Raw genomic sequence first — 12,321 nt, forward strand, 5'->3', positions numbered from 1 at the left:
TGGCGGTCTTGCAGCATGGATTGCACGGATTCATGCTGGAAACCCTGGTCCCGCCCAACCTGCTCAAAACGCAGGCTTTGCACACTGACCGCATGAGCAGGCTGGCAAAACAAAAGGAAAACCAGGCACAGCAAGCTGATGCAGGCGAACAGGAACTGAGGAAAAGTATATCGCCTAGCCAAACTGCCCTGCCTCATTATGTGCCCTCTGTTTTTATTGAATTTCTTGGATCAAATTTTGTTCAAGTATATGTTATACAGTCATCAAGAAATCACTGTTACCCCTGAGATTCGCAGAGTTTTTCACAGTTTGTAGGGAATTCGCTAAAAAGCGGCAAGTTTGGCTAGACTTACTGACATCAGAGCCCTGTCCGGACGCAAGTGGAAACAAAAAACTATGCACGCAGATATCAAAAATACATATCTGCCTGGCAAACCGGATGAGGAATTTTTTTAACGATAAAAATCTGTTCATGTCATACAGACATGGTTGCCGGAAAGATAAAGTCCGGCCCAACTTCCTGCATCTCTATCCAAAAATCCTGTATCGCTACGGCAGTTTTCATTCTGCCGGAAAATCAGTTGTTCCGGCTGAAATTTTTGCTTGGTAATTTTGTTATGTCTTGTCTGCAAGATTATTCTTATCTAGATGCAGCTCAAGAAAAATTGTCGCAGCGGGGTTTATAATGGAAGCCATCAGACATCAGGATGGTTGGCATTGCGATGCCTTAAATTCAATAGGGCAATACTTCGCAATACTTCTTTTAATAAGGACTACGCCATCCTGCTTCCCATCTAATACCCAGGCAAAACAGCCTGGCACCCTGCCTGTTTTATTGAACAGGCAGGGCTTAGGATTCATCTCTGCAACAAGTAACAAAGAAAAACTATTGATATGAACGCAAACGAAAAAATTTTAGGATTGACAGAAATGTCTCCCCAGGAAATCTCCCTCGATGTCTTGCTCGAAAAATATGCCAAAGGCGATGAAGTCACCATCCATGATGTGCAGTCTCGTGTTGCCAAAGCACTCGCCAGTGTAGAGCAGCCAGACTTTCAGGCTTACTACGAAGAAAAATTCTTGTGGGCGCAAAAGAATGGTTTTGTACCAGCAGGCCGCATCAATTCTGCCGCTGGCATGGACTTGCACGCCACCCTGATCAACTGCTTCGTACAACCGGTAGGTGATTCTGTTTCCAGCGCCACCGATGGCAAGCCTGGCATTTATACCGCTTTGGCAGATGCCGCAGAAACCATGCGTCGCGGTGGTGGTGTTGGCTATGATTTCTCTACCATACGCCCCAAGGATGCATTGGTGCGCGGCACCCGTTCACGCGCCTCCGGCCCGGTTTCTTTCATGCAGGTCTTCAATGCATCCTGCTCGACAGTTGAATCTGCCGGTGCGCGTCGTGGTGCGCAGATGGGTGTCTTGCGTGGCGATCATCCTGACATCCTGGAATTCATACGCTCCAAGGACCAGGGTGGTTTGACGAATTTCAATATCTCCATCGGTGTTACCGATGAATTCATGGAAGCAGTGGCAAAAGACACAGACTTTTGTCTGGTCCATAAAGCGGAACCTGGCGAAGACAAAAAAGAAGCCGGTGCCTACCAGCGTGAAGACGGTCTGTGGGTCTATCAAACCGTACGCGCACGTGATCTGTGGGATGAGGTCATGAAATCGACCTACGATCATGCAGAACCAGGCATCCTGTTTTTGTCACGCATGAATGCGGAGAATAATCTCTACTATTGCGAAAAAATCGAAGCCACCAATCCCTGCGCAGAACAACCGCTGCCTGACTATGGCTGCTGCTGCCTGGGTTCGATCAACCTGACGCGTTTCATCAAGGGTGCATTCACTGATGCTGCCGAATTTGATTTCACTGCCTTTGAGGCGGTAGTGACTGTAGCGACACGCATGCTCGACAATGTACTCGATGCCACTGCCTGGCCTTTGCCACAGCAAAAAGCTGAAGCCATGTCCAAGCGCCGTGTCGGCCTGGGCTTCCTTGGCCTGGGTAGCAGCCTGGTCATGCTGGGACAGCGTTATGACTCCGATGCTGGCCGTGCTTTCGCACAAAAGGTATCTGAAGTCATGCGCGATGCAGCCTATCTGGCATCGGCAGAACTGGCCAAAGAAAAAGGCCAGTTCCCCTTATTTGACAGCACAAAATACCTGTCTGGCGCATTCGCCAAACGCCTGCCAAAAAATGTACGCAATGCGATTTCCAAACACGGTTTGCGCAATTCCCATTTGCTGTCCATCGCCCCTACCGGCACCATCACCCTGGCCTTTGCTGACAATGCATCAAATGGTATAGAACCGGCATTCTCCTGGGTGTATAACCGCAAGAAACGCATGGCTGCGGGTGACCCAAAAATCTATGAAGTGGCTGACCATGCATGGCGTTTGTACCGCCACCTGGGCAATGATGTATCTGACGACAGCAAGCTGCCCAAGCAGTTTGTCACCGCTCTCAATATGTCCGCCAGCGACCACATGAAGATGTTGCAGGTAGTGCAGCCTTACATTGATTCTGCGATTTCCAAAACCGTCAACGTACCGGCAGATTATCCTTACGAAGACTTCCAGAACCTGTACATGGATGCCTGGCGCGCTGGCCTCAAGGGCCTGGCAACTTACCGCCCAAATAGCATCCTGGGCAGCGTCCTGTCGGTCTCTACTGAGCCAGCACCGGAAGTCAAACATATTCCTGATGATGACCTCTTGCGCAAACAATTCGATGGCCGCCCATTTGGCGACCTCGAATCTGTCACTTCCAAAGTGCAGTACATGACGTATGAAGGCAAAAAGACAGTCTATCTGACAGTCAGCTTCATCCACATAGATGGCATGGTCGGCGGCGAACGCGTGACGATAGAGCGCCCGTTTGAATTCTTCATGCCTGCGGGACAAAAGAACGATGGCCAGCAATGGATATCAGCCAGCATGCGCTTGCTGTCGATGGCAGCTCGCTCAGGTGGCTCCATCGCCAAGGCACTGGCAGACATGCGTGAAGTGGTGTGGGACAAGGGCACAGTACGCTGTGGCATGATCACCAAGGACGATGGCTCACAGGCACCGCTGTTCCATGAATCCGAAGTCGCCGCCATAGGCTACTCGCTGCAACGCATACTGATGAAGCGCGGTTTCCTCGACGCTGCAGGCAACCAGATCCCTATCACCGTATTGGCAGAAAAGTTCAAACAAAGAAGCCATCACTACGGCATGGATGACCTGGCCTATGAAGGTGAAAATGCAGCACCGATCAGCTATATCCCCACCGGCAAAAAATGCCCGGATTGCGGCGCACATGCCCTGCAAAAAATCGATGGTTGCAGCCGTTGTGTTTCTTGCGGCTATGTCGGGGCCTGCGGTTAACTTGCAGGCTAATTATTGGTAGTAACTGTGGGTGACACCATAAGCTGCAAGTTTGACAGCATAAGCTGCAAGTAGTTTAAATAAATAAGGTAATCCCCCGGCTCTGCCGGGGGACTCCTCAAGGTTTGACCTATACGGCGGTCGGTTTGAAACTTCTATCTCTACCAAAAGAAGGAGTTTCAAGATGAAAGAGTATCAAAATTTGAGTCATACGAGGTGGGATTGTAAATACCATATAGTGTTCATCCCGAAATACCGGAAGAAGTTGATCTACGGGGCATTGCGGAAGCATCTTGGAGAAATATTTCGGGAATTGGCGAGGCAAAGAGAATGCAGTGTTGTTGAAGGCCACTTGATGATTGACCATGTTCATATGTGTTTGAGCGTTCCGCCAAAGTATTCAGTATCGAACGTTGTGGGATTCATGAAAGGCAAGAGTGCAATTTCGATAGCCAGACACTTTGGTGGAAGGCAAAGAAATTTCACAGGAGAAGTATTTTGGGCAAGAGGTTACTTTGTCTCAACAGTGGGACTGGATGAAGAAATGGTTCGGCATACATCCGAAATAAGGAGCAAGAAGATGAACGTTACGACCAAATGAAATTGGGACTGTAGCCGCCTTTAGGCGGCTCAAGGGTTACCAGCGCCTTTGAGGCGCACCAGCAATAAACCTCCGGCTTTGCCGGAGGCAATTTAAGCAATATTTGTTGGTACGCCATATCTTGAGTTGACACGCTCAAGATATGGTGACCCAGGGAAAGGTGAAGCTAGTCCCTATACATCCGATAAACTCTGGCTGAAATTACTCTGTGTCTGGTTGCATTCCAGGATGCGCCAATTCAAATGCTTTTAGCATCTCACATTCATGCGCAATTGCTAGCAAGGTCGGGTATGGTGCGAGATCTACATCAAAGCGCCTGGCATTGAATAACTGAGGGACAAGGCAACAGTCTGCTATTGTTGGTGTGTTTCCACAAATAAATTGCCCTCTCTTGGGCGAATTCAAAATAGTCTTTTCAAGAGCCTGCAAGCCCAGTTCGTTCCAGTGACGAATCCAGCCTTTTTTCGCGTCATCAGTCAGTTTGAGTTCTTCAGTCAGATATTTCAGCACACGCAGGTTATTCACGGGATGCATCTCGCATGCAATTGCATTCGCTATCTGCCTTACGTAGGCCCTGTCCTCGGGCGTTGATGGCAATAACGGATGCTCAGGATACATTTCTTCAAGATATTCAATGATGGCGAGTGACTGGCTAATACTGTTTCCATTTTCAAACAGTAGTGGAACCAGTTGTTGTGGATTTAGCGTTCGAAAGTCATGCGAAAATTGCTCGCCTCCATGTCTATTCAAATGCACGGCGAGATACTCGAATGGAAGCGATTTCAGATTCAGTGCTATACGAACCCGATATGAAGAAGAGCTACGGAAATAATTGTAGAGAATACGTTCGCTGGACATGATGATTTAAACTCCAAGGTATCGATGAATGATGTCGGATTCATTTGAAAGATTTGCTGAAGTGCCGGTCCAGACTATCCTTCCTTTTTCCATGACAAAATGACGATCAGCCAGGTTCAAAAGAGATTTGATGTTTTTATCAATCACGATTTGTGACAGACCTTCATTTTTCAATATCTTTAAAGCGGCCCATATCTCTTGCCTGATTAAGGGGGATAGCCCTTCCGTAGCCTCGTCCAAAACCAGAAGTCGTGGATTGGTCATCAAAGCTCTGCCAATTGCCAGCATTTGCTGTTCACCGCCAGATAGCTGCCACCCCTGATTACTGCGTCTCTCTTTTAATCTTGGAAAAAATTCGTAAACACGGTTTAGTGTCCAAGGCGAAGAGCGGGTGTTTTTTTTCGACGTCCTTGCTGTAGCGACTAAATTCTCTTCCACAGTCAGATTGGGAAATATCTGGCGCCCTTCTGGTACCAGCCCTAAGCCAAGACGAGCAATTACATGTGATGCGCTTGATTGAAGGTCAGTCCCCGCAAAGCATATATTTCCTTTTTGTATCGGCAATAGTCCGAAAAGGCATTTGATTGTCGTCGATCTACCCATGCCGTTTCGCCCAAGCAGAGTGACTACTTCTCCTTCTCTGACATCCAGAGTAACGCCAAACAAGGCCTGGGCATGTCCATAAGACGCAACAACATTTTCAATGTTAAGCAATTGGTCCATCGGGTTAATCCTTATTCTTCTTCGCCAAGATAAATAGCTTTCACCTCTGGGTGATTGCGAATTTCATCTGGTGTCCCACAAAACATGATGCGACCGTAAACAAGCACGCTTATACGATCCGCAAGTGCAAATACGGCGTCCATATCATGCTCGATAAGCAGGATTCCATATTTGCCTTTGAGTCGCCTGAGTAAGGCTATTACGACTGTAGACTCTTGAGAGCTCATTCCAGCCATCGGCTCATCCAATAACAGAAACTTGGGTTCCGCCGCTATAGCCATTGCGAGTTCGAGTTGTCGTCTCTCCCCGTAGGCCAATTCGCCTGCCGGAATGTTTTGGTTGGCTACCAGGCCAATATCTTCAATAACTCTGTCTGCTATATCGGTAAGGTTTTTATGCGCGAGCATCGGTTTTAGAAAAGAAAATGCATTTCTTTTAGCTCCGGCTGCAGATAACACAACATTCTCGCGAACAGTGAATGCCTCAAAGATCGAAGTTATCTGATACGACCGGAGCAAGCCAAGGCGAACCCGTTTTTCGATATCAAGACTTGTGACATCCTGACCTTGGAAATATACTTGCCCGACATCAGGTGATAATTCTCCTGACAATTGATTGATGAGGGTAGTTTTACCCGCGCCATTTGGCCCAATGATTGCATGTAGTTCACCTGGCTGAATATCAACTGTGACATCATCAGTAACGAGCAATCCACCATATCGTTTTGTCATGGAGCGGGTACTTAGTAAGCTTGTCGTCATACTGATTTCTCCTCAGACGGGATATTGCTCGTATTTTTCATTGTTTCATAATGATTGCGAAGACGTGTCAGCCTTTGATCAATGCCATTCAACCAGCCAATAATTCCTGACTTCCCGAGCAGGGCAATCAAAACAATAACAGGGCCAAAAACGACCATCCAATGCTCGAAGTATGCTTTCAGTATTTCTTCAAGTCCCAAGAATACAAATGCGCCAATCAGCGGTCCGGCAACTGACCCCATCCCACCGAGTACGACCATCACAATTAAATCTCCAGACACGGACCAGGCCAGTGTGCTGGGTGATGCAAATGCATTCAGGTTTGCCAAAAGAAATCCTGCAATGCCGCAAATAATCGCAGAAATAACATAGGCAACAAGCTGATATTTTTTTGCTGAAAACCCTGATGCATTAATGCGACGCGTATTTTGTTTTGTGCCGCGCAGCACCATCCCAAACAACGAGGAATAGAGCCGCCACATAAACCAGAAAACAACGCACAGCAGAAAAAAAGCGACATAATAAAGCGTGGTCAGATCACCTAAATTCATGCTGAAAAATTTGGATGGATTAGAGATGGTCATGCCGTCATCTCCACCGAAATTTTTTAAACTTACAAACACGAAATACCCCATTTGAGCAAAGGCAAGCGTAATCATGATGAAAGCGATACCTGAAGTACGAAGGCTGATTAGGCCGGTGATGCAACCGAGTACAGCACATGTTGCTATACAAATGCACAGTTGTATCCACCCGGAATCGATACCATAAAAGGCTGGTATCGCAACACAATAGGCGCCAACTCCAAAAAAAAGAGCATGGCCAAAACTGACCAACCCTGCATAACCCAGCGAAAGATTTAAGGCCATTGCAGCCAATGCGTAAATGACTATGCGGCCAAACAGTGATACATAAAATGGCTGATCAAGCATTCCTGCCATTAATGGCACCAGACCGAGCAGGGCCAATATGAACATTGGCAGGAAAAAGGCTATTTTGTGAAGCATTACTTTTTTCAACATTACCGCCTCCCCGTTGGAAAAAGGCCTTGTGGTTTGACAGCCAACACAACTGCCATCAAGATATAGACCAGCATTGAAGCAACAGCTGGCCCGGCTGCTGTGGCCACTTCTCTATCCATTATCGAGCGGAACAGCAGGGGCAAAAAAGCACGCCCCAGCGTATCTGCTACACCAACGATGATTGATGCGTATAGGGCGCCCCGAATTGACCCAATTCCACCGATCACAATCACGACAAGTGTGGTTATCAATACAGATTCACCCATCCCCGATTGAATCGACAGTATTGGCCCAGCCATCACGCCCGCCAATCCTGCAAGTACAGCACCTATGCAGAACAAGAGCGTGTTGAGTAATTTAATATTGACCCCCAGTGCGCCAACCATGGCAGGGTTGCTCGCGCCTGCACGAATGAGCATCCCCAAACGTGTGCCTTGCATGAGCCATTGCGCTCCCACGGCGACCACGATACCGACAACGATGATAGAAAAGCGGTAAGCAGGGTAGGTGATGCCAAAAAGATTCACCGTTCCTTCAAGGAATGACGGAACTGGCAAAAAATAAGGCTGCGAACCAAACAGGATGCGTACCAGTTCATTAAAAAAAAGCACCAGTCCAAAAGTTGCTAACACGTGATCCAGATGGTCTCGGTTATATAGTTGGGTAATGACAATGCGCTCTAAAAGCAATCCAACAGTAGCGCAACCGACGACTGCTGCCAGCAATGCCCATATGAACGATCCTCCATACTCGTAGCCAAGAGCGGAAAAATATGCGCCCAGCATGTACAGTGAACCATGCGCCAAATTGACAAAGTTCATGATCCCGAACACCAATGTCAGGCCGGCTGCAAGCAAGAACAAGAGCACGCCATATTGGACGCCATTCAGGATCTGCGGAAATACCTGCATCAAGATGTCCATTTACTTCCTCGGGCATTGATTGCTGTAGGCGTCAGAATGTTCTTTTAGCGCAACGCTACTTTGCTTTACTTCAATGTTGCCAGCATTTTTTATCACGTCAAATATGTAGTAATTTTGGATGGGGAGATTATTGTTATTGAACTGAAAAGGACCTCTTACCGATTTAAACTCTTTGCCAGCGGCTCTTACGGCTTCTGAGAAAGCTTTTTTGTCTGAGGTGTTGCCGCCGAGCTTTTCCACCGCCAAATTTAAAATGCGTGCAGCATCAAACGCAGTTGCGGCATATTCACTTGGAACACGTTTGTACTTCGCCTGGAACGCTGCGACGAATTTCTTGTTTTCAGGGTTGTCCAGGGCAGCATCCCACATGGCACCAAAGGTACTGCCAACTGCAAAGTCTCGCAATGCTGGCATTGTTGTGCCGTCTACTGTGAATACCGAGAACATCGGCACTTTACCCAATAAGCCAGCCTGGCTGAATTGTTTTACAAAATTGACACCCATACCGCCTGGATAGAAGACAAACACAGCATCTGGCTTTGCAGACTGAATTTGGGCAATTTCGGCAGAGTAGTCAGTTTGACCGACTTGCGTGTAGAGTTCCTCCGCGACGCCGCCTTTATAGAATCGCTTGAACCCCGTCAGCATATCTTTGCCGGCCTGATAGTTGGGAGCCAGGATGAATACTTTTTTGTAGCCTTTGGATTTTACATATTGACCGACTGCTTCAGCAGAACTGTCATTTTGCCATGCCACTGAGAACACGTTTGCCGCGCATGAGATACCAGCGACTGGGGACGGGCCGGCGTTTGTTCCAATAGCTACCGTTCCCGAGTCTACGATAGTCTTGAATCCGGCCATGAAGACGTTAGAAAACCCCAGGCCGACAATTGCGTCAACCTTATCCTTTTCGATAAATTTACGAATGATCTGCGCACCTATCTCCGGTTTTAGTTGATCGTCTTCTTTAAACAGGGTTACTGTGCGGCCGCCCAAACGACCAGTATATTGCTCGACTGCCAGGTTAAAACCATCCAATTGATCTTGCCCGACCATTGCCTGACTTCCTGATAGTGGCGCTGAAAAGCCAATCTTTATTTCATTGGCGCTGTGGGCTGATGATGCGAAAGCTAGAGTGAAGGCTATTGTTGAGCTTATTTTTTTTAAGTTTTTCATTTTGTCTCCTGATGTTTTTTGGTGCCTGCTTTTGTTCAAACGCAAGCGTTAACTGGGGTGCTATTTAAATTTCTATGAAAACCTTTCCTGCCTCAATCTTCACAGGGTAGGTGCGAAGGTCCTGAGTGAGAGGGGCGCACATAGCCTTGCCATTGCGAATGTCGAATTTTCCCTGATGCAGTGGGCATTCGATTTCATGCCCTTCCAGGAAGCCATCACACAAGCGCGCATGTCCATGGGTGCAAATGTTGTCAGTTGCGTAGACGTTTCCGTCAAAGCTATAAATAGCTAAATCCTTGCCTTCCAAAGCGACGCCAATAACATCATCTTGTGGAAGATCATCGACTGCAATTGCCTGGATCCAGTGCTGATTCATGAGTACCTCAAATTGGATAAATAAGTGAATTCGGAATCATTTCTGAGTCATAAATACATAGCTTTGACTCGAACTTCATTCCTTCAGGAGTAAGACGTACTTTATCCAGGTATTTGCCAGCGTTAAATACGGTGGTTTCCTGGTTAAGTTTGGTTCTGAATACGGCATAGTTCGTTTCGACAGTAATCAGACCGCCTTCGCAGTTCTTTACCAATGGAATGCCGGTAATATTGCGTTGATAATAGGGATCATGAAATATGGTCTCTTCGATACCGTAGACACGATCCAGCAACATTTTCTTGCTGATGAACGATAGTGTGGCAAGAGGGAAGTTTCGCTCAAAATTCTCACGGGGCTGTATCATGTACGTACATGTATCAGTAAAAAAATCCGGCCATTTCTTCCATTCTGCATTGCTGACCACGGAGGCGTAGTTCGCATGCAGTTGGCATAGGTCGAAGTATGTTTTTTGATCAATCATGTTAACGCCCCATCACTTTCCGCCAATAGTTGTACATGCCGCGAATCAATGTCTCGGTCACCATATGCTCAGTGTCCTGGATGTGTATGCCATCCAATTCAGCAAGCGTATGATGGTTGGGTTTCTGTTCGAATCCGCATTGTGAAAACTCGATTACTTCACCGTCATCTGCCGATACAAAGCCCGCTGGACCGAACAGATTTGCCTGTATCAAACGTCGCCCTGTCATTTCTTCGGTATCATCTGCAAAGCCAAAATGAGTCCAGATAAAGTCAAATGAACCCGTGCCATTCGGCTGAATGTGGCGGGTGGATACGCTGTTGACCTGCTGTTGGAAAATAACACTTGGAAACACCGTCATCATTACCGCCGTTGGGCCGTTCCACCAATCTTCCTTGACAATATCAAGAAGACGCTGGTCGTTGATTTGCATGTTCTCTTTAAAGCTGCTTACACCAGCAGTGACTTCGGTTTTGCTGCCACCGGTGCCACGGGTCGAGATCATCGCGGCATGACGGAATTGATCATCCATGCGCAACTGCGATTTGTTGTCTGCGCGCCAGAGACCATAGGTGACAAACCAGGTATGAAGCAAACCAGGATGGTAGGGATCCTTGATATTTTCTTGCATCAGCTTCCAGTTGCCAGGTATGCGCTGACGGTTATAGCCCAGGATTTTGAGCTGGCGTCCATTGAACAGACGATCAAAATACGTCAGCATTTGCGGCCCCAGAAATTCTTCCAAGGGCTCTATGTCCAGATCGAAAGAGGCAAACACCACGCCTCCACGGGTAGCGACCTTCAACTTAGTCAAACCGTTATCCTCGGTTTTAAAGCTGGCTGGCATCCCGCCATTGATTTTTCCATCTTGTTTGACGCCGCGACGAAATGGAACTCCTTGCAGGTCACCGTTGAGTTTATAACTCCACTGGTGGTAAGGGCAAACCAGCTCTTTTTTATTGCCGTGACGCACTCGGCAAAATTGCATGCCCCGGTGGGCACAAACATTTTCAACAACGCTAATGGCACCGTCGGCATCGCGTGTCATGACGACCGATCTTTCGCCAACAACTGTGCGTTTAAAATCGCCAAAATTGGGGATTTCAGCTTCAAGTCCGACGTAACACCAATGCTTGTTGTAGAAAAACCGTTCCAGCTCCTTCTTGTAGATGGATTCGTCGGTGTAGGCCCAGAATGGAATCCGGCTTGACCCGTCTCCTTCCCATTTAGGATCGCTTGGAAAAATAGTTTTTGAATCATCCGTTTTTGAATCATTCATATCTCGCTCCCTTTTTTTGATTCATGGCTATCAGGCTGCAACGCGAACTGTAATTGTGCCCAGGCCATCTATTGATCCGACCATCACATCGCCAGCTACGACCGCATTGACGCCTTCTGGCGTTCCAGTCATGATGATGTCGCCAGGTTCCAATTCTTCGAACTGCGAAAGATAGGCAATACTTTCCTCAACAGACCAAATCAATTCCTTTACGTCGGAGGATTGCTTGGTCACACCATTGACAGTTAAGCTGATTGCTCCGGTTGCGATGTGGCCCACTTCTTCTATCCGGTGGACAGGACCGATTGGTGCAGAGCCGGAAAAGGATTTTCCAAATTCCCAAGGCCGTCCTTTTTCTCTCGCATCCAATTGCAGGTCGCGGCGCGTCATGTCCAGCCCAACGGCATAACCGTATACATGTTGCAGCGCGTCTTCTTTTGAAATGTTTGATCCGCCACGTCCAATCGCGACCACCATCTCAATTTCATGATGAAAATTGTTGGTCATGCCTGGATAAGGAATGCTGGATTCTGTATTTTTCACTTTGACTGCAGCACATGCTGGTTTCATGAAGAAAAATGGTGGATCACGTTCTGGGTCTTTCCCCATTTCTCTTGCGTGGGCAGCATAGTTTCTTCCGACGCAAAAAATGCGATTGACGGGAAATTCATCTGTTGTGCCTGCCACTTCCAGACTGTATATGGGAGCTGTATTGACGACGTATTTCATCTTCTTTT

The 12,321-nt window shown here is 47.5% G+C and carries 11 protein-coding genes and 2 pseudogenes; 2 read left to right on the plus strand and 11 right to left on the minus strand.

The window, feature by feature from the left end; translation table 11 throughout:
- Positions 1-5 precede the first annotated feature (5 nt).
- Positions 6-197, minus strand: a pseudogene (locus tag UNDKW_RS31235) (hypothetical protein); the annotation flags it as partial.
- Positions 198-894: 697 nt separating this feature from the next.
- Here UNDKW_RS31235 and UNDKW_RS23170 point away from each other — a divergent pair.
- Positions 895-3,384 carry an adenosylcobalamin-dependent ribonucleoside-diphosphate reductase gene (locus UNDKW_RS23170; protein WP_162060667.1) on the plus strand — a complete coding sequence of 830 codons (2,490 nt, stop codon included), beginning with the start codon at positions 895-897 and terminating at the stop codon, positions 3,382-3,384.
- A 184-nt stretch (positions 3,385-3,568) separates the two neighbouring features.
- Positions 3,569-3,999 (plus strand): annotated as a pseudogene (gene tnpA, locus UNDKW_RS23175) (IS200/IS605 family transposase).
- A 187-nt stretch (positions 4,000-4,186) separates the two neighbouring features.
- Here the strand turns inward: tnpA and maiA are convergent.
- The 10 genes from maiA to UNDKW_RS23225 form a co-directional block, all read right to left on the minus strand.
- Positions 4,187-4,843 carry a maleylacetoacetate isomerase gene (gene maiA, locus UNDKW_RS23180; RefSeq protein WP_162060668.1) on the minus strand — a complete coding sequence of 219 codons (657 nt, stop codon included), beginning with the start codon at positions 4,841-4,843 and terminating at the stop codon, positions 4,187-4,189.
- Positions 4,844-4,849: 6 nt separating this feature from the next.
- Complete coding sequence (locus UNDKW_RS23185; RefSeq protein ID WP_162060669.1) at positions 4,850-5,566, minus strand: ABC transporter ATP-binding protein; 717 nt, start codon at positions 5,564-5,566, stop codon at positions 4,850-4,852.
- An 11-nt stretch (positions 5,567-5,577) separates the two neighbouring features.
- On the minus strand, positions 5,578-6,327 hold the full coding sequence (locus UNDKW_RS23190) for an ABC transporter ATP-binding protein (protein WP_162060670.1): 750 nt from the start codon (positions 6,325-6,327) through the stop codon (positions 5,578-5,580).
- Positions 6,324-7,349, minus strand: a complete 1,026-nt coding sequence (locus UNDKW_RS23195) for a branched-chain amino acid ABC transporter permease (protein ID WP_162060671.1) — start codon at positions 7,347-7,349, stop codon at positions 6,324-6,326. The genes UNDKW_RS23190 and UNDKW_RS23195 overlap by 4 nt, the downstream gene beginning before the upstream one ends.
- Positions 7,349-8,272 carry a branched-chain amino acid ABC transporter permease gene (locus UNDKW_RS23200; protein ID WP_162060672.1) on the minus strand — a complete coding sequence of 308 codons (924 nt, stop codon included), beginning with the start codon at positions 8,270-8,272 and terminating at the stop codon, positions 7,349-7,351. The genes UNDKW_RS23195 and UNDKW_RS23200 overlap by 1 nt, the downstream gene beginning before the upstream one ends.
- Positions 8,273-9,448 (minus strand): ABC transporter substrate-binding protein, encoded by a 1,176-nt coding sequence (locus tag UNDKW_RS23205; RefSeq protein ID WP_162060673.1) that lies wholly within the window; start codon positions 9,446-9,448, stop codon positions 8,273-8,275.
- Between the two features lie 64 nt (positions 9,449-9,512).
- Positions 9,513-9,824, minus strand: coding sequence for a non-heme iron oxygenase ferredoxin subunit (locus UNDKW_RS23210; RefSeq protein WP_162060674.1), 312 nt, complete (start codon positions 9,822-9,824; stop codon positions 9,513-9,515).
- A 7-nt stretch (positions 9,825-9,831) separates the two neighbouring features.
- The gene (locus UNDKW_RS23215) at positions 9,832-10,305 is read right to left on the minus strand and encodes an aromatic-ring-hydroxylating dioxygenase subunit beta (protein ID WP_162060675.1); all 474 of its coding nucleotides are present in this window, start codon (positions 10,303-10,305) and stop codon (positions 9,832-9,834) included.
- A 1-nt stretch (position 10,306) separates the two neighbouring features.
- Positions 10,307-11,584, minus strand: coding sequence for an aromatic ring-hydroxylating dioxygenase subunit alpha (locus tag UNDKW_RS23220; RefSeq protein WP_162060676.1), 1,278 nt, complete (start codon positions 11,582-11,584; stop codon positions 10,307-10,309).
- A 30-nt stretch (positions 11,585-11,614) separates the two neighbouring features.
- Positions 11,615-12,313, minus strand: a complete 699-nt coding sequence (locus UNDKW_RS23225; protein ID WP_162060677.1) for a fumarylacetoacetate hydrolase family protein — start codon at positions 12,311-12,313, stop codon at positions 11,615-11,617.
- Positions 12,314-12,321: the final 8 nt, after the last annotated feature.

Source organism: Undibacterium sp. KW1 (genome assembly GCF_009937955.1).
Lineage (GTDB): Bacteria > Pseudomonadota > Gammaproteobacteria > Burkholderiales > Burkholderiaceae_D > Undibacterium.